Source organism: Micromonospora sp. HM134 (assembly GCF_007833915.1).
GTDB classification, from domain to species: Bacteria; Actinomycetota; Actinomycetes; order Mycobacteriales; family Micromonosporaceae; genus Micromonospora; species Micromonospora wenchangensis.
Map to the genome: position 1 here is coordinate 4,248,777 of NZ_CP041061.1, position 17,285 is coordinate 4,266,061.

Consider the following 17,285-nt stretch of genomic DNA (forward strand, 5'->3'; position numbering starts at 1 on the left):
GCGGGTGGCGACGGAGCGAGAAAGCGCTTTCCGGACGATACGAGAGCACATCGATATCCGTCAACCTCAGGTGTCGCCGTGACCGGGGTCGAACGGCGCGGCGGCCGACCCCCGGAAAGGGGATCGGCCGCCGTGGTCCGCCCAGCGTCACCGCCAGGTGTCGTTGGCGCTCCACGAGCCGGTGGACCCGACGGTGGCGCTGCGGTTGCCACCGGACTCCCAGGTCACCGTGCCGTCCGGGTTCTTCTTGAGGTACTTGTACTCGAACGTCGTGTTCGCCGGCAGGGCGACCGTGGCCCGCCACAGCGGGTAGGCGGCCGAGGAGAGCGCCACCGCGTTGGCCGGGTTCCACGAGCCCAGCGCCGCGACGCTGCCCACCACGAAGACGTTCTGCCCGTACGAGGTGGTGGCGTTGACGGTGAACGACGCCCCCTGGGTGCCGGCCGGATCACCCCGGAAGGTGTCGGTGACCGACGCGGTGCCGCCGCTCGGCGTGGTCAGCGTCCGGTTGCTTCCCGATTCCCAGGTCACGACGCCGGCCGTGGTCTTCTTGATGAACTTGAACTCCACGGTCGAGGACGCCGGCAGGTTGACCACCGCCCGGTACGTCCCGTTGCCCTGCGCGGTCAGCGGGACGGCGGCGGCCGGGGCCCACGAGCCCAGCGCCGGGACGCTGCCGACGACGTAGGCGCTCTGGCCACCGGCCAGCGCGGCGGTCACGGTGAAGGTGGTGGTGACGGTGCCGGCCGGAGCGGTCGGCGTCGGCGAGGCGCTCGCCGTGGGCGTCGGGGTGGCGGTGGGCGTGGTCGCCGGGCCGCCCTTCGCGTTGACGTGCAGCGCCACCGCGCCGTTGGCGGGGAGCTGGACGGTGGCCCGGCCGCCGCTGACCGTCACCGTGGTGCCGGTGCAGCCGGACGTGCCGCGCGCCCCGGAGATCACGTCGCAGTACGACCCGTCGGCCAGGCCGGTGGTGAAGGTGGCGGTGGTGGCGGAACCGGAGTCGTTGATCCCGATCCAGGCCCGGTCGCCCCGGTGGAAGCCGATGACGTTGCTGTTCACCACGGTGAAGTCGGAGACGCTCCTGACCGACTTCGCGGCGTTCGCCCAGCCGACCATGCCCTTGATCCCGGTGGACCGGGTCAGGCAGTTCCAGCTGCCGCCACAGACGGTGTCGGTGACATAGCCGTTGCCGTCGGCGGGCGGCGACTGGTTGCGGTTGGACCAGGTGAAGCTGTCGTAGACCGACGGCTTGCCGTGCGGGTAGGCCAGCGCGAAGTAGTTGGCCAGGACGTAGTCGCTGCCGTCGCGGTAGGACAACACCACCCCGTCGCGTTCCAGGTCGTGGTTGGTGACCATGGCGAACACGTTGGCGCTCGGCGCGTCGAGGTTCCAGCTGCCGACGTTGGCCAGGTTGGCGATCGAGCCCTGGAACGCCGACTTCAGGCCCTTGGCGTACCCGAAGTCGAGCACGTCGCCGTTGCCGATGAAGGCGCGCGCCTTGAGCGCGTCGTTGCTGGCCCCGTCGAAGATCTCCTGGGCGACGTACGGGCGCTTGTTCTCGGCGGTGGTGTTGCGCACCTTGCCGAGGATCGCGGCGAAGTCGTCCTTCTTGACATGCTTGACCGCGTCCACCCGGAACCCGTCGACACCGAGGCCGACCAGGTCGTTGAGGAACCCGGCGATCTTGGTGCGGACGCTGTCCTTCTCGGTGTAGAGGTCGGTCAGGGACAGCAGCTCGCAGCTGGTCACCTGGGCCTCGTTGTTCCAGTCGTTGATCGCACCGGAGGTCGGGCAGTTGTCACCCGGGCGGTGGAAGTCGCCGGTGCCGTAGGGCACGGCGGGGAAGCTGTAGCCGGGGCCGGAGAAGTCGGTGCCGGCGTACCCGACGACCGACTCGGGGTTGTTGGCGCCGGCCATGTGGTTGACCACCGCGTCGACGTACACCCGAACCCCGGCGTTGTGGCAGGTGGTGACCATGTCGGCGAACTGCTGCCGGGTGCCGAACCGGCTCTCCAGCCGGTAGGAGACCGGCTGGTACACCTCGTACCAGGGGTGGACGCCGTCGGCGCTGGTCGGCAGGCTGACCGACTCCTGCGGCGGGGCGACCTGGACCGCGCCGTAGCCGGCCGGGCCGAGGTGGTCGGTGCAGGCGGCGGCGACGGACCGCCAGTTCCATTCCCAGAGGTTCGCGGTGACCTCGCTGTCGTTGAGGGCGACGGCGGCGGTGGCGGGGACGGTGGCCGGCAGCGCGCTCAGGCCGGCGAGGGAGGTGGCGGTGACGGCGAGGGCGAGGAGGCCCCGTCGCAGACGGGTTCCCCGGGGGACGCGGGGTGTGGACATCGGGAGTGGACCTACTTCCGGGGGTCGAAGCGGCGCTGGTCGGTGTGGACGGCCGTCCGGTGGAGAAGACGATGCGGCATCGATGAAAGGTTTTGCAAGACCTTGCGGCAAAGTTTTCGACATCTGCCGGCAATGATCCGCAAAGCGTTGCAGGGTGCGTCCCGTCCGCCACCCGGCGTCGCCGCCTCCGCCGTCCACGCGGGGGCACCCCGCACGCAGGCCCGGTTCCCCCGCCCCGACCCCCGGGGCGGGGGAACCGGGCCTGCGGGTGACCCTCGTTCAGGGTCGTGGCGTCCGGGTGCTCACATCGGGTTCCAGCCGTCGCTGCCGGCGAGGTAGCGCTGCGGCGTGTAGGTGGCCGCCTGCGCGTCGCTGAGCTGAGGACGGTTGCCGTTCGTGCCGGCGCCGGGGCCGGTGTTGCGGTACTCACGGAACCGCGCGTTCTGCCACACGTTGCCGGACATGTCGATCCAGGGCTGGGCGGTCTTCATGGTCGCGCTCAACGTCGACTCCCGGTAGAGGACCTGGGCGTCCGGCCCCCACGGGCGACCGAGCTGGGTGGTGTTGTTCGTCGCCCCGGTGATCGTCGACCGGTAGATCAGCATCCCGTACGTCTTGCTGGCCGGCGTCCGGGCGGCGGTGATCGGCCCACCGGTCGAGCGCTTCTCGTAGATCGAGCTGCCGTCGATGACGATCGTGCCGCCGCCGAAGATGAAGTCGACGGTGCCCTCCACGTAGGAGCCGACCACGTACGCCCGGGTCTTGTCGTTGACCAGGAAGGTGTCCTGGTCGCCGAGGAGCCGGACGTTGCGCAGCACCGCCCGGTCGGCGTTCAGGTGCAGCGCCACCGCCTGCTGGTCGACCCCCGAGGTGTTCTCCACGAAGTCGTTGGCGATCGTCAGGTTCTCGGCGACGAAGTTCGCCCCGTCGACGAACATGCTCGCGCTGTTGAAGGTGCCGTAGGTGGTGCCGTCCGGCTTACGGGTGCCGGCGGAGTTGTTGTAGACGAGCACGACGTTCGATGGTGCCGAGCCGAGGCCCCGCAGGGTGACGTTGGTCTTGTTCGACGCCACCCGGACGACCTCGCGGTAGGTGCCGGGCTTGATGGTGATGGTGGTCCGGCTCGAACTGTTCGCCGGCACGGCGTCGATGGCGGCCTGGACCGTGCGGTACCGGCCGCTGCCGTCCGCGGCCACCGTCGGCGTCCCGCTGGTCGGCGGCGGCGTGGTCGGCGGCGCGGTGGTCACCGGCGGTGGGGTGGTGGGCGGCGCGGTCGTCGGGGGCGGGGTGGTGGGCGGTGGCGTGGTCGGCGGTGGCGTGGTCGGCGGCGCGGCGGTGGTGGGGGTGGTCGATCCGGTGCAGGCGGTGCCGTTGAGGGTGAAGCCGGCGGGGTCCGGGTTGCTGCCGGTCCAGGTGCCGTTGAAGCCCACGTCCACGACGCCGCCGGTGGCGATGGCCGCGTTGTAGTCGAGGTTGGTGGCGACCACGCTGCCGCTGGCCGGGCTGGCGGTGAAGCCCCAGGCGCTGGTGATGGTCTGCCCGGCCGGGAAGGTCCAGCCGAGCCGCCAGCCGGTGACGGGGTCGCCCAGGTTCCTGATCGAGATGGCGGCGGTGAAGCCACCGGCCCACTGGGCGCCTACCTGGTAGGTGACCTGACAGCCGGCGGCGGCCTGCGCCGAGACGGCGGTGACGACACCGGCGACGAGGGTGGTGGTGACGGCGGTGGCGACGATCGACGCCGCCCGCCGGGTGCGGTTTCTCACGAGCGAACTCCCCGGGGGTATCCGAACACGGACCGCCGTGGGAGCGCTGACACGAGACTCGCACACCCGCCTGTCGCTGTAAAGCGTCACCGGCCGGACACCCCCGGTAGCCCCGGACCGGTCCGGTCACCCGGCACTGATCATCGTGTCGGTCGGGCCTGTTACGGTCGCGCCGCTGTCACACCAGTCGAGCCGGAGGTAGGCGTGATCCGTTCGCACATGTCGTCGTTCGCCGGAATGCCGGTGGTCCCCTTCACACCGGGGATGACCCTGCCCGACGACCCGTCGGCCGTCGCCTGGCGGCTGGAGGTCGAGGACTTCGAGGCCGAACCGGAGGAGTTCGCCGGCCTGGTCACGGCGCTGCGGACGGAGGTGCCCGGCGCGGCGGTCCGCGCCCTGGTGATCGGCGAGTGGGGCTCGGCGTACGAGCGGGCACTCCCGGTCGACCTGCTGGCCGACGCGGCCGAGGACTGGCCGGCCCTGCGCGCGGTGTTCCTGGCCGACCTGGTCAGCGAGCAGTGCGAGATCTCCTGGCTCACCCACGGTGACCTCACCCCGCTGCTGACCGCCTACCCGGAGCTGGAGACGCTGTGGGTACGCGGGGCCAACGAGCTGACCCTGCAACCGGTGCGCCACACCGGCCTGCGGGAGCTGGGCTTCCAGACCGGCGGCCTGCCCGGTGCGGTGACCCGTGCGGTGGGCGACAGCGACCTGCCCGCCCTGCGCCGGCTCGACCTGTGGCTCGGCCGGCAGGACTACGGCGGCGACACCGGCGTCGACGACCTGGCCGCGATCCTGGCCGGCGACCGGCTGCCCGCGCTGCGGCACCTGGCGGTCTGCAACGCCGAGTTCGCCGACCACGTCGCGAAGGCGGTGGCCGCCGCGCCGGTGGTGGCCCGGCTGGAGGTGCTCGACCTGTCGATGGGGGTACTCACCGACCCCGGCGCCGAGGCGCTGCTGGCGGGGCAGCCGCTGACCCACCTGCGCCGCCTCGACCTGCACCACCATTTCCTCTCCCCCGAGGTGGCCCAGCGGCTGGTGGACGCGCTGCCCGGCGTCCAGGTCGACCTGGACGACCCGCAGACCCCCGACGAGTACAACGGCACCGTCTACCGCTTCACCGCGGTCGGGGAGTGAGCGCCGATGACGTTCGGTTCCCACGCGCAGACGTTCGCCGGACTGCCGGTGGTCGAGTTCCCCGCCGACGGGCCGCCGCCCGTCGTGGACGGTCCGGTCTGCTGGCGGATCGCCAACTGGCACTTCGACGGCGACACCCGGCAGGACACCCAGTCGGAGCAGTTCCGCGACCTGTTCGACCGGTTCGTCGAGCAGGTCGGTGACCGCGTCGAGGCGCTGGTCGTCGGGGCGTGGGGATACGCGGCGTTCCACCACGCCCCGATCGCCCAGCTCTGCGCGGCGGCGGACCGGCTGCCCCGGCTGCGGGCCCTGTTCCTCGGCGACATGGTCACCGAGGAGTGCGAGGTCTCCTGGATGCGGGTCGGCGACGTCAGTCCGTTGCTGACGGCCTACCCGCAGCTGGAGGTGCTACGGGTACGCGGCGGTGAGGACTTCGACTTCTCCCCGGTGCGGCACGAGCGGCTGCGGACGCTGTCCGTGCAGAGCGGCGGGCTGTCCCGGGAGTTCGTCGGCGCGGTGCTCGGCTCGGAACTGCCCGCGCTGCACCACCTGGACCTGTGGCTGGGCACCGACGACTACGGCGGGGACACCACCGTGGCCGACCTGGACGCGTTGCTGGCCGGCAAGCTCTTCCCGGCGCTGCGCCGGCTCGGGCTGCGCAACGCCGAGATCACCGACGAGCTGGCCGCCGCGCTCGCCACCGCCGCCGTGGTGCCCCGGTTGGAGCGGCTCGACCTGTCACTGGGCACCCTGTCCGACGACGGGCTGGCCGCGCTGCTCGCCGGGCAGTCCCTGACCCACCTGACCGCCCTCGACCTGCACCACCACTACCTGTCGGAGGACGCCGCCACCCGGGTGGTCGCCGCGTTGCCCGGCGTCGAGGTCGACGTCTCCGAGCCGCAGGAACCGGACGAGGACGACGGGGAGATCTACCGCTACACGGCGGTGTCGGAGTGACATGCGACTGACCGTGGTGGGCAACCCCGACAACCGGCGGGTCGCGCTGTTCCGGCGGGCCGTGCGCGCGGCGGGGTTGCCCGACCCGGCGGTGCTGCCCTGGGCGCGGGTGCTCACCGGGGCTGCCCCGCCGGACGCCGACGCCCTGGTCCGGGTCGACTCCCCCGGCGAGGACGCGGAGGTGGACCGGCTGCTGCGCGGCGCGGCCACCCCCGCCCGGCACGGGGAGCTGGTCGGCCTCGCCGACACGTACGCCGGGCTGGTGGCCGGGACGGGACGGATCGCCGCCGGGGGCGCGACGCTGCTCAACCACCCCGACGACGTGGCGGCGCTGTGCGACAAGCGCCGCTGCCACGCGCTGCTGTCGGCCGCCGGGGTGCCGGTGCCGGCGGCGCTGCCACCGGTCGACGGCTACCCGCAGTTGCGGGCGGCGATGGCGGCGGCCGGCTGGCAGCGGGTGTTCGTCAAGCCGGCGCACGGATCGTCGGCGGCCGGGGTGATCGCGCTCGCCGTCGGGCCGCGCCGGGTGCAGGCGGTCACCCCGATCGAGATCGCCCCGGACGGGCTGTTCAACTCGCTGCGGCTGCGCCGCTACGACGACGAGGCGACCGTCGCGGCCCTGGTCGACCGGCTCGCCCCGGAGGGCCTGCACGTGGAGCGGTGGCTGCCCAAGGCCGGGCTGGCCGACCGGGTGGTCGACCTGCGGGTGGTGGTGGTCGCCGGCCGGGCCACCCACGCCGTGGTCCGGGCGGCCCGGGGGCCGCTGACCAACCTGCACCTGGGCAACGCCCGTGGCGACCTGGACGCGCTGCGGGCGGCGGCCGGCCCGGCGGCGTGGGCGGCGGCGATGCGGACCTGCGAGCGGGCGGCGGCGTGCTTTCCCCGGTCGCTGCACGTCGGCGTCGACCTGATGTTCCTGGTGGGGTGGCGGCGGCACGCGGTGGCCGAGGTCAACGCGTTCGGCGACCTGCTGCCCGGGGTGCTGGCCGACGGCCGGGACACCTACGCCGAGCAGGTGCACGCACTGACCAGCGGCCGGTGGGAGCGGTGGCGGGCGACGGTGGCCGGCGACGGCCCGGCAGCGGCCGGGCCCGACCCGGCGGCCGGCACGACGACGGGGCGGGGTCGCCCGGCGGCCGACGGGCCGGTGACCACGCGACGGGAGGAGGTCGGATGCGCGCCCTGATCGGCAGTCACGACATCTGCCTGGTCACCCTCGACACGCTGCGCTTCGACGTGGCCGCCGAGCTGGCCGGGGCCGGGCGGACGCCCCGGCTGGCCCGGGTGCTGCCCGGCGGGCGGTGGGAGCGGCGGCACTCCCCCGCCAGCTTCACCTACGCCGCGCACCACGCCTTCTTCGCCGGTTTCCTGCCCACCCCGGTGGGGCCGGGCCGGCACGAGCGGCTGTACGCGGCGGCGTTCCCGGGCAGCGAGACCGCCGGGGCCGACACCTGGGTCTTCGACGCCCCCGACCTGCCGACCGCGCTGGCCGGGGCCGGCTACCACACGCTCTGCCTGGGTGGGGTGGGCTTCTTCAACCGGCGCAGCCCGCTCGGGTCGGTGCTGCCGGGCCTGTTCGCCGAGGCGCACTGGGAGCCGGAGTTCGGGGTCACCTCCCCCACCTGCCTGGACGCGCAGCTCGACCGGCTGGCCGAGGTGCTGCCCGGCCGGCCCGCCGACCGGCCGGTGTTCACCTTCCTCAACGTCGCCGCCCTGCACCAACCCAACCGGCACCACCTGCCCGGCGCGGCGCACGACAGCCGGGACAGTCACGCCGCCGCCCTGGAGTACGTCGACTCCCGGGTCGACCGGCTGTTCGCCCTGCTCACCGGGCGGGGACGGCCGGTGTTCACGATCATCTGTTCCGACCACGGCACCGCGTACGGCGAGGACGGGCACACCGGCCACCGGATCGGCCACGACGTGGTGTGGACCGTCCCGTACGCCCACTTCGTTCTGCGACCGGGGGAATGGTGACCAGCACCGACACGGGCCTCGACGGCTCGCCGTACCAGCAGTACCTCTACGCGTACCCGCACAAGACCTCCTACCGGGCGCTGCGGCCCCGGCCGCTACTGGCCGACGTGTGGCGGGCCGAGGCCCGCGACGCGCTCTTCCTCTACGTGCACCTGCCGTTCTGCGAGATGCGCTGCGGCTTCTGCAACCTGTTCACCCGGGCCAACGCCCCGCAGGAACAGGTCACCGACTACCTGCGGCAACTGCGCCGGCAGGCGGAACGGGTCGCCGACGCGCTCGGCGACGACGCCGGGTACGCCCGGGTGGCGCTGGGCGGGGGCACCCCCACCTACCTGACCGCCGACGAGCTGACCGAGCTGTTCGACATCGTCACCGGCACCTCGGGGGCGCGGCTGCCGGGCGTACCGCTGGCGGTGGAGACCTCGCCGGCCACCGCGACGCCGGACCGGCTGGCGGTGCTGACGGCGCACGGGGTGCACCGGGTGAGCATCGGCGTGCAGAGCTTCCTCGACGTCGAGGCGCGGGCCGCCGGCCGGCCGCAGCGCCGCACGGAGGTGGAGACGGCGCTCGGCGCGATCCGGGCTGCGGCGGTCCCGGTGCTGAACATCGACCTGATCTACGGCATCGACGGGCAGACGGCGGCGACCTGGCGGGAGAGCCTGGACGCGGCGCTGGCCTGGCGGCCGGAGGAGCTGTACCTGTACCCGCTCTACGTGCGGCCGTTGACCGGGCTGGGTCGGCGGGCGCACGGCCGGGCCGACTGGGACGCCCACCGGCTGGCCCTCTACCGGCAGGCGGTGGAGGTCCTCGGCGCGGCCGGCTACCGGCAGGAGTCGATGCGGCAGTTCCGTCGCGCCGACGTGCCCGCCCCGGACGGGCCGGACTACTGCTGCCAGGACGACGGCATGGTCGGGCTCGGCTGCGGGGCGCGCTCCTACACCACCGCGCTGCACTACTCGTTCGACTACGCGGTCTCGGTGTCGCAGGTCCGGGCGGTGCTGGACGACTACCTGGCCCGCCCGGCCGACGACTTCCGCCACGCCGAATTCGGCTTCGCCCTCGACGGCACCGAGCAGCGCCGCCGGTGGCTGCTCAAGTCGCTGCTGCGCGCCGAGGGCGTCGACGCGGCGGCCTACGCCGCCCGGTTCGGCCGGCCGCCCGGCGAGGACTTTCCCGAGCTGGGACGGCTGGCCGCCCGGGGCTGGGCGGACGCCGACGGGCTGCGGCTCACCCCGGCGGGGTTGGCCCGCTCCGACGCGATCGGCCCGTGGCTGACCTCCGCCCGGGTCCGGCAGGCGATGACCGGGTACGTGCCCCGGTGACCACTCGACCACCGCTGCCGTTGCACGCCGTCACGCCCCGGGGGGCGCTGCCGTTGCACGCCGTCACGCCCCGGGTGGCGCAGCCGGGCTGTTCCGCTGCCGGGCGTGCCGACGTCGGGGCGGAGCTGGCGGTGCTCTACCGGGGGCCGCTGGCGAGCTGCAACTACGACTGCCCGTACTGCCCGTTCGCCAAGCGGGTCGACCCGCCGGAGCTGCTGCGCGCCGACCGGGCCGCGCTGGAGCGGTTCGCCGGCTGGGTGGCGGCCACCACCGACCGGCGGCTGTCGGTGCTGTTCACCCCGTGGGGGGAGGGGCTGACCCGCAGCTGGTACCGCGACGCCATGGTGGCGCTGTCGCACCTGCCGCACGTCGACCGGGTGGTCATCCAGACCAACCTGGCCGCCCGGGTGGACTGGCTGGCCGACGCCGACCGGACGACGGCGGCACTGTGGACGACGTACCACCCCGGGCAGGTCACCCGGGAGCGGTTCCTCGCCCGCTGCGCCCGCCTGTCCGAGCTGGGCGTGCGCTACTCGGTGGGGGTGGTCGGCCTGCCCGACCATCTGGCCGAGGCGCGGGCGTTGCGGGCCGCCCTGCCCGCGCAGGTGTACCTGTGGGTCAACGCCGCCGACGGGCACCGCTACACCGCCGGGCAGGAGGCGGCCTGGACGGCGCTGGACCCGCTGTTCGGCTGGAGCGTCCGCCCGCACCCGTCGCTCGGCCGGCCCTGCCACGCCGGGGAGACGGCGATCTCCGTCGCGGGTGACGGCACCGTGCGCCGCTGCCACTTCCGCCCCACGCCGATCGGCAACCTCTACGACGGGTCGTGGCGGGCCGCCCTGAAGCCCCGGGCGTGCGACGCCGCGCTCTGCGACTGCCACATCGGGTACGTCCACCTCAAGCCGCTCGGGTTGCGTGACGTGTTCGCCGGTGGGCTGCTGGAACGCATTCCGGCGGCCTGGCCGGCCCCGGGCCTGCCGGAACTCTGAACGGCCCGGCCGGTCAGCGGGTGCGCTCGGCGCGGCGCAGCAGCCCGGCGGCGAGCAGGCCACCGGCCAGCACCGCCACCGCCCCGGCGGTCTGCCCGGTGACCAGCGCCGACGAGAATGCGTCGGTGACCCGGCCGCGTTCGGCGTCGCCTGCGGCGGCGGCCAGCGCCGCCGGGTACGACCCGGCACCGGCCACCGCGACCGGCGCGAGCGCGGCGAACCGGGCGTTGAGCACCGCGCCGAGGACGGCGATGCCGAGGCTGCCGCCCACCTCGGCCATGGTGCCGTCGATCCCCGCGCCGACGCCGGCCTTGGCCGGTGGGATGGAGCTCATCACCGCCTCGACGATGGCCGGGTTGGCCAGGGCGCAGCCGAAACCCATCACCAGCAGCCCGGTGAGCAGCACCGCGTAGCTGTCGGAGCGGACGTGGGTGATCAGGGTGAGGCCGGCGGAGAGCAGCACCATGCCCAGCGCGATGGCCCCGGGCACCCCGAGCCGGCGGATCAGCCGGGTGGCGACCCCGCCGAGGTTGAGCAGCACGATGGACAGCGCGAACGGCACCATCCGCAGTCCCGCCTCCCAGGCGGGGTAGCCGCGGACGAACTGGAGGTGCTGGGTGAGTAGGAACAGCGCGCCGGTGGAGCCGAAGGTGATCAGGACGACGCCGGTGACCGCGCCGACGAACCGCCGGTCGGTGAAGAAGTGCATGTCCAGCATGGGGGCGGCGGTCCGCCGTTCCCACACCACGAAGGCGGCCAGCAGGAGCACGCCGATACCGGCCGCGCCGAGCACCGCCGGTGCGGTCCAGCCCCGTTCGGGGCCGTCGATGATGGCCCAGACCACGCCGGTGAGGCCGGCGGTGGACAGCAGCACCCCGCCGAGGTCGGGCCGCCCGCCGACCGGGTCCCGGGACTCCGGCACCAGCACCCGGGCGGCCGCCAGGCAGACCAGCACGATGGGCACGTTGACCAGGAAGATCGCGCCCCAGGGCAGATGGGCGAGGATGATCCCGCCGATCGGCGGGCCGGCGGCGTAGCCGAGGGCGCTGGTGGCCGCCCAGATGCCGATCGCCCGGGAGCGTTCGGCGCCGTCGAAGACCTGCATGGCGACGGCGAGGGTGGCGGTGACCAGCAGCGCCCCGCCGACACCCATGCCGGCGCGGGCGGCGATCAACTGGTCTCCGGAGCGGGCCAGCCCGGCGGCCAGCGAGCCGACGCCGAACAGCACCAGGCCGGCGACGAGCATCCGGCGGCGGCCGTACCGGTCGGCGGCGCTGCCGGCGGTGAGCAGCAACCCGCACTGCACCAGCGCGTACGCGTTGATCATCCACTGGATGTCGGTGGTGCTCGCGTCCAGTTCGGTGGTGAGCACCGGCACCGCCACGGTGAGCACGGTGTTGTCCAGCACCACGGTCAACTGGGCGAGGCAGAGCACCGCCAGGATCAGCCAGCGGGACCGCAGCGGGGTCGCCGGGCCGGGGCGCGCGGCGGACAGCGCGGTGGTCATCGGGGCGGCGCGTAACGGGCGAGCGGGTTGGCCAGGGTGCCGGCGAACTGGAGCGCCGCCGACGGGTCGGCCAGGTCGACCATCTGCTGGTTGTTGCGCAGTTGCAGCCGGTTGAGGCAGGACAGGGTGAACTCCGAGGCGAACAGGTCGTGCCGGCGCAGCCGGTCGGCCAGGTGCGGCACCCGGGCGGCGTAACCGGTCGCGCAGTCGGCGACGGTACGCCAGAAGTCGTCCTCGTCGAGCACCCCGGCACCGGCCAGCACGGCGTTGAGGTGGCGGAAGAAGCAGTCGAAGACGTCGGTGAAGATGGTCAGCAGCTGCTCGTCGTCGGGGATCGCGGCCCGGACCCGCCGCACCAGCGGTGGCAGGTCGGCGTCGGGGTCCATCACCACGATCTCCTCGGCGATGTCCTTGAAGATGACCCGCTCCACCGCACCGTCGTGCAGCACCAGGATGACGTTCTCGCCGTGCGGCATGAAGGCCAGCCGGTGGGCGTAGAAGCTGTGCAGCAGTGGCACCAGGTAGGCGTCGAGGTAGCGGCGCAGCCACTGCCGCGCGGGCAGGCCGGACTCGGCGATCAGGGCGGCGGCCAGCGACCGTCCGTCCCGGTCGGTGTGCAGCAGGGCGGCCATGGTGGACAGCCGCCGGCCGGGGGCCAGGCCGGGCACCGGGCTCTCCCGCCACAGCGCCGCCAGCATCTTGCGGTACGGCGAGTAGCGGTCGGTGGCCGCCTCGTACTGCGGGTGGCGGTAGCCGACGGCGGCCCGCTCGCGCAGGATCGTCAGCCCGGTGCCGGCGAGCACCGGGTCGCCGGTGACCAGGGCGACGAGCCAGTCGTTGATCGCCGGGGTGGCCTCCATGTAGGCCGCCGACAGACCACGCAGGAAGCCCATGTTCAGCACGGACAGCGCGGTCTTGACGTAGTGCCGGCGCGGCTCGGTGACGTTGAAGAAGGTCCGGATGGACTGCTGCGGCAGGTATTCGTCGGGGGCCTCGCCGAGGCAGACCAGGCGTCGGCGGGCGACCTCACCGGCGAAGGTGACGGCGAGGCGGTTCCACCACTGCCAGGGGTGCACCGGGATGAGCAGGTAGTCGTCGGGGTCGACCCCGGCGTCGGTCAGGGTGGCGGTGAACCGGGCCAGGGTGTCCGGCCCGAGTTCGGTGTGCAGCAGGGTGGCGTAGTCGAGGTCGGTGGCGCTGCTGAAGGTGGCGTGGTCGCGGTGCGCGGCGACCCAGACCAGCCGCACCGGCCGGCCGGCCTCCGGGGCGTACGCGTGGTATTCGTGGACGCCGAAGCCGATCCGGCCGTTGTTGGCCACGAAGCACGGGTGCCCCTCGGTCATCCCGGTCTCGATGGCCTGGAAGTCGGCGCGGGCCAGCTCGTCGGCGCCCACGGCCGGCCGGGTCAGCTTGAACGCCGTGCCGGCCAGGGTGGAGGTGATCTCCTCCAGGTAGACGGGCAGCACCTGGTCGCTGAGGCCGAGCGCGCCGCGCAGTTCGAGGCAGAGGTCCACGGCGTCGAGCGGCAGGTCCTCGTCGCCGCGCCGCCGGGTGATGCTCTCCGGGTCGGGCTGCCAATGGTCGAGGGTGAACCGGCGGGCGGTGAAGCGGTACTCGACCGTGCCGTCGTCGGACCGGACGGCCCACCGGTCGTCGCCGGTGGGGGCTGGCTCGATCAGGCGTTCGTGGGCGAACTCGGCCAGCGCCTTGGCGACCAGCAGCCGGTTGGCCTGGGCCCAGGTGGCGGGGGTCAGGTGGGCCACGGATGCGGCGGGGTTCACGCGGGCACGTCTCCTCGGGTGGCGGCCAGGAACTGGTCGCGGGTGCAGACGCTGAGCAGGGCGTCCTTCTCCGGTTTGCGGATCGGTCCGACGACGGTGAAGCCGACGGCGGCGTTGAGGGCGTGCACGGCGGTGTTGCGCACGTCGGGTTCGACGACCACCCGTCGGGTGGCCGGGTCGGCGAAGAGCCAGTCCAGGACGGTGGTGATGACGGCCAGGGTGAAGCCGTGCACCGGCTGGCCGGTGGGGGCGCAGAGGAAGTGCATGCCGACGTCGCCGGGCTGGGCGGGGTAGCGGCCGACCAGCTCGACCCGGGCCGGGTCGTAGCGTTCGGCGAGGAACGTCGGCTCGCCGCGCCAGAAGCCGAGGTACGCGTCGTGGTGCGGATGGTCGGCGATCCCCCGGTACTCCCGGGCGACCCGGTCGACGTCGGCGTCCTGCATCAGCCAGAACGCCGACTTGGGGTGGGTCACCCAGCGGTGCAGCAGCGCGGCGTCGCCCTCCGGGTCGAGCGTCCGCAGGGTGAACTCGCCGAGGGCCGGGTCGTGGCGGCGGTGCACGACGGGGGTCACCGGGTGCCTCCGGCCGGCACGCCGAACTCCTGGAAGGCGATCCGCTGCTCGATCGGGTAGTGCTCGCGTCCGGTCAGCTCCCGGATGATCCAGGAGTTGCGGTACGGGCCCATACCCAGGTCGGGTGAGGTGATGCTGTGGGTGTGGGTGCCGGCGTTCTGCAGGAACACCCCCCGGCCGGTGTGGTCGATGCTGTAGTTGCGGGCCACGTCGAAGCGGCCGTGGGCGTCGAAGCGCAGCCGGTCGCGGATCGGGTCGAGGAACTCCGGCACCCGGTAGTGGTAGCCGGTGGCCAGCACCAGCGCCTCGGTGTCGAGGGTGAGGTCCCGTTCCTGCTCGATCTGGCGCAGCCCGAGGGTGTAGCGGCCGGCGGCCTCGTCGTAGCGGGCGCTGGTGAGTTCGGTGTTGGTCAGCAGCCGGGTCGGCACCGGCCCGTGCACCCGGTGGGCGTAGAGCAGGTCGAAGATGTCGTTGATCAGGTCGGCGTTGATCCCCTTGAACAGGCTCTTCTGGGCGCCCTCCAGCCGGTAGCGGGTCGCCTCGGGCAGCGCGTGGAAGTAGTCCACGTAGTCCGGTGAGGTCATCTCCAGGGTGAGCTTGGTGTATTCGAGGGGGAAGAAGCGCGGCGACCGGGTGACCCAGTTGAGCTGGTAGCCGTGGGTGCCGAGGTCGGTGAGCAGGTCGTGGTAGATCTCGGCGGCGCTCTGGCCGCTGCCGACGACGGTGATGCTGCGCTTGGCGCGTAGCGCCGCCCGGTGCTCCCGGTAGCGGGAGTTGTGGATGACGTCGCCGCCGAGGTCCCGGCAGGCGTCCGGGACGTACGGCGGGGTGCCGGTGCCCAGCACCAGGTGCCGGGCCCGGTGGGTGACCTGTTCGCCGGCCACCTCGGCGTGCACCACGTACCGCTCGTCGGCGGGGTCGTAGGAGATGCCGGTGACCTGGTGGCCGAAGCGGACCGAGGGCAGTTTCGCCGCCGCCCAGCGGCAGTAGTCGTTGTACTCGTGGCGCAGCGGGAAGAAGCTCTCCCGGATGTAGAACGGGTAGAGCCGGCCGACCTCCTTGAGGTAGTTGAGGAACGAGTACGGCGAGGTCGGGTCGGCCAGGGTGACCAGGTCGGCGATGAACGGCGTCTGCAACCGGGTGGACTCCAGCAGCATGCCGGGGTGCCAGTCGAACTCGTCGCGGGCTTCGAGGAACAGGCCGTCGAGGTCGTCGAGCGGCGCGGTCAGACAGGCCAGCCCGAGGTTGTACGGGCCCAGCCCGACGGCGATGAAGTCGTGGGTCGACACAGGGGTTTTCTCCAGGGCGGGGTGGTCAGCCGACGGGGCTGGACAGCTCGGCGGTGGCCCGGGTGCGGGCGTACCAGCCGGCGTGTTCGGCGATCAGGTCGAGCACGTGGGCGATGTCGTCCAGGGTGGTCTCGGGGTTGAGCAGGGTGAGCTTGAGGTGGTGCGCGCCGTCGACCTTGGTGCCGGCGACCAGCGCCGCGCCGGAGGCGGCCAGCGCCTCGCGGGCGTGCAGGTTGGCGTCGTCGACGACGTCGCGGCCGGCGCCCGGCGGCAGGTAGCGGAACACCACCGTGCTCAACTGCGAGCGGGTGACCACCTCGAAGCGGGGGTCGTCGGCGAGCAGCCGCCAGGCGGCGGCGGCGAGGTCGACCACCTCGTCGAAGAGGCTGCCGATGGCGTCGGGGCCCATGATGCGCAGGGTGAGCCAGAGCTTGAGGGCGTCGAACCGGCGGGTGGTCTGCAGGCTCTTGTCGACCTGGTTGGGGATGCGTCGTTCGGCCATCCGGGCCGGGTTGAGGTAGTCGGCGTGCCAGGTGGCGTGGCGCAGCACCCGCCGGTCGCGGACGACCAGCGCGCTGGAGCTGACCGGCTGGAAGAACGACTTGTGGTAGTCGACGGTGACCGAGTCGGCCCGTTCGATGCCGGCGAGCAGGTGCCGCCGGGTGGGCGAGACCAGCAGCCCGCAGCCGTACGCGGCGTCGACGTGCAGCCAGACCCCGGCGGCGGTGCAGATCTCGGCGATCCGGTCCAGCGGGTCGATGGTGCCGAAGTCGGTGGTGCCGGCGGTGGCGACCACGGCCAGCACGGTCTGGCCGTCGCGGCGGCACCGGTCGAGGGTCTCGGCCAGTTCGTCGGTGCGCATCCGCCGGCCGGCGTCGGTGGCGACGGTGAGCACCGCGTCGGCGCCGAGGCCGAGCAGCTTGGCGGCCTTCTGGACGCTGAAGTGCCCGGCGGTGGAGGTGATGATCCGCAGCCGGGACAGCACCTCGGGCCGGCTGGGCCGGTCGGTGCCGCCGCCGACGATCCGGGCGTACGCCTCCTCCCGGGCCAGCAGCAGCGCCTGGAGGTTGGACTGGGTGCCGCCGCTGGTGAAGATGCCGTCGGCGGCCGGCCCGAAGCCGATCCGTTCGGCGGTCCAGTCGACCAGCCGGCGTTCGATGAGGGTGCCGCCGGCGCTCTGGTCCCAGGTGTCCAGGGAGGAGTTGACCGCGCTGAGCACCGCCTCGCCGAGCAGGGCGGGGATGACCACCGGGCAGTTGAGGTGGGCCAGGTAGCGGGGGTGGTGGAAGTAGACGGCGTCGCGCAGGTAGACGTCGTGCAGTTCGTCGAGGGCGGCGGCGGTGTCGCCGAGTGGACGGTCCAGGTCGATGCCGGCGACCCGGGGGGCCAGTTCGTCGGGGGTGATGCCGGTGCCGGGCCGGTCGACGCCGGCCACCCGGGCCGCGACCCGGTCGATGCCCTCGGTGACGGCCCGGCGGTAGTCCTCGACGGTGCCGGCGGTGAACAGGTGGGCGCGGGGTGGGGTGGGACGCGTCCCGGTCACGGGGGCCTCGACGGTGGATCCGGGCAGGCTCATGAGTAGTCCTCGACGGTCGGTGACGGGGGCGCGGGCGGGACGGTGGCGGGTCAGGTCGTCCCGGTGGCCCAGTTG

The 17,285-nt window shown here is 73.3% G+C and carries 13 protein-coding genes; 6 read left to right on the plus strand and 7 right to left on the minus strand.

The features are described from left to right. Positions 1 to 147 precede the first annotated feature (147 nt). Together FJK98_RS18225 and FJK98_RS18230 are read right to left on the minus strand one after the other, a co-directional pair. The gene (locus FJK98_RS18225; RefSeq protein WP_145920089.1) at positions 148 to 2,340 is read right to left on the minus strand and encodes a carbohydrate-binding module family 20 domain-containing protein; all 2,193 of its coding nucleotides are present in this window, start codon (positions 2,338 to 2,340) and stop codon (positions 148 to 150) included. Between the two features lie 302 nt (positions 2,341 to 2,642). Beyond that, positions 2,643 to 4,103: a pectinesterase family protein gene (locus tag FJK98_RS18230; RefSeq protein ID WP_240762128.1), complete on the minus strand. Its 1,461-nt coding sequence runs from the start codon at positions 4,101 to 4,103 to the stop codon at positions 2,643 to 2,645. Positions 4,104 to 4,307: 204 nt separating this feature from the next. Here FJK98_RS18230 and FJK98_RS18235 point away from each other — a divergent pair, with 204 nt between their 5' ends. From FJK98_RS18235 to FJK98_RS18260, 6 genes are read left to right on the plus strand one after another with little or no spacing between them, the layout of a single operon-like run. Next, the gene (locus FJK98_RS18235; RefSeq protein WP_205789037.1) at positions 4,308 to 5,240 is read left to right on the plus strand and encodes an STM4015 family protein; all 933 of its coding nucleotides are present in this window, start codon (positions 4,308 to 4,310) and stop codon (positions 5,238 to 5,240) included. Positions 5,241 to 5,246: 6 nt separating this feature from the next. Then, complete coding sequence (locus tag FJK98_RS18240) at positions 5,247 to 6,197, plus strand: STM4015 family protein (protein WP_145920090.1); 951 nt, start codon at positions 5,247 to 5,249, stop codon at positions 6,195 to 6,197. A gap of 1 nt (position 6,198) precedes the next feature. Further along, the gene (locus tag FJK98_RS18245; RefSeq protein WP_168222503.1) at positions 6,199 to 7,383 is read left to right on the plus strand and encodes an STM4014 family protein; all 1,185 of its coding nucleotides are present in this window, start codon (positions 6,199 to 6,201) and stop codon (positions 7,381 to 7,383) included. Next, on the plus strand, positions 7,371 to 8,174 hold the full coding sequence (locus FJK98_RS18250; RefSeq protein ID WP_145920091.1) for an STM4013/SEN3800 family hydrolase: 804 nt from the start codon (positions 7,371 to 7,373) through the stop codon (positions 8,172 to 8,174). The genes FJK98_RS18245 and FJK98_RS18250 overlap by 13 nt, the downstream gene beginning before the upstream one ends. Further along, positions 8,171 to 9,496 carry an STM4012 family radical SAM protein gene (locus tag FJK98_RS18255; protein WP_240762130.1) on the plus strand — a complete coding sequence of 442 codons (1,326 nt, stop codon included), beginning with the start codon at positions 8,171 to 8,173 and terminating at the stop codon, positions 9,494 to 9,496. The genes FJK98_RS18250 and FJK98_RS18255 overlap by 4 nt, the downstream gene beginning before the upstream one ends. Beyond that, entirely contained in the window at positions 9,493 to 10,485 is a 993-nt protein-coding gene (locus FJK98_RS18260) for an STM4011 family radical SAM protein (protein ID WP_240762132.1), read from the plus strand. The genes FJK98_RS18255 and FJK98_RS18260 overlap by 4 nt, the downstream gene beginning before the upstream one ends. 13 nt (positions 10,486 to 10,498) lie before the next feature. On the opposite strand, the gene FJK98_RS18265 is transcribed toward FJK98_RS18260, so the two are convergent. Genes FJK98_RS18265 through FJK98_RS18285 form a run of 5 tightly spaced genes read right to left on the minus strand, consistent with a single transcriptional unit; the run spans position 10,499 to position 17,210 of the window. Then, on the minus strand, positions 10,499 to 11,992 hold the full coding sequence (locus tag FJK98_RS18265; protein WP_145920093.1) for an MFS transporter: 1,494 nt from the start codon (positions 11,990 to 11,992) through the stop codon (positions 10,499 to 10,501). Then, positions 11,989 to 13,773, minus strand: a complete 1,785-nt coding sequence (locus FJK98_RS18270; RefSeq protein WP_145920094.1) for an IucA/IucC family siderophore biosynthesis protein — start codon at positions 13,771 to 13,773, stop codon at positions 11,989 to 11,991. Before FJK98_RS18270 ends, FJK98_RS18265 begins: the two co-directional genes overlap by 4 nt. Further along, positions 13,770 to 14,345 carry a GNAT family N-acetyltransferase gene (locus tag FJK98_RS18275; RefSeq protein WP_194822295.1) on the minus strand — a complete coding sequence of 192 codons (576 nt, stop codon included), beginning with the start codon at positions 14,343 to 14,345 and terminating at the stop codon, positions 13,770 to 13,772. The genes FJK98_RS18270 and FJK98_RS18275 overlap by 4 nt, the downstream gene beginning before the upstream one ends. After that, the gene (locus tag FJK98_RS18280) at positions 14,342 to 15,634 is read right to left on the minus strand and encodes a lysine N(6)-hydroxylase/L-ornithine N(5)-oxygenase family protein (RefSeq protein ID WP_145920095.1); all 1,293 of its coding nucleotides are present in this window, start codon (positions 15,632 to 15,634) and stop codon (positions 14,342 to 14,344) included. The genes FJK98_RS18275 and FJK98_RS18280 overlap by 4 nt, the downstream gene beginning before the upstream one ends. A gap of 25 nt (positions 15,635 to 15,659) precedes the next feature. Next, positions 15,660 to 17,210: an aspartate aminotransferase family protein gene (locus FJK98_RS18285; protein WP_145920096.1), complete on the minus strand. Its 1,551-nt coding sequence runs from the start codon at positions 17,208 to 17,210 to the stop codon at positions 15,660 to 15,662. Between the last annotated feature and the right edge of the window lie 75 nt (positions 17,211 to 17,285).

Excerpts from the sequence above, each read along its gene's own strand:
- FJK98_RS18265 (WP_145920093.1), bottom strand. The coding sequence starts at position 11,992 with ATGACCACCGCGCTGTCCGCCGCGCGCCCCGGCCCGGCGACCCCGCTG.
- FJK98_RS18225 (WP_145920089.1), bottom strand. The coding sequence starts at position 2,340 with ATGTCCACACCCCGCGTCCCCCGGGGAACCCGTCTGCGACGGGGCCTC.
- FJK98_RS18245 (WP_168222503.1), top strand. The coding sequence starts at position 6,199 with ATGCGACTGACCGTGGTGGGCAACCCCGACAACCGGCGGGTCGCGCTG.
- FJK98_RS18240 (WP_145920090.1), top strand. The coding sequence starts at position 5,247 with ATGACGTTCGGTTCCCACGCGCAGACGTTCGCCGGACTGCCGGTGGTC.
- FJK98_RS18250 (WP_145920091.1), top strand. The coding sequence starts at position 7,371 with ATGCGCGCCCTGATCGGCAGTCACGACATCTGCCTGGTCACCCTCGAC.
- FJK98_RS18285 (WP_145920096.1), bottom strand. The coding sequence starts at position 17,210 with ATGAGCCTGCCCGGATCCACCGTCGAGGCCCCCGTGACCGGGACGCGT.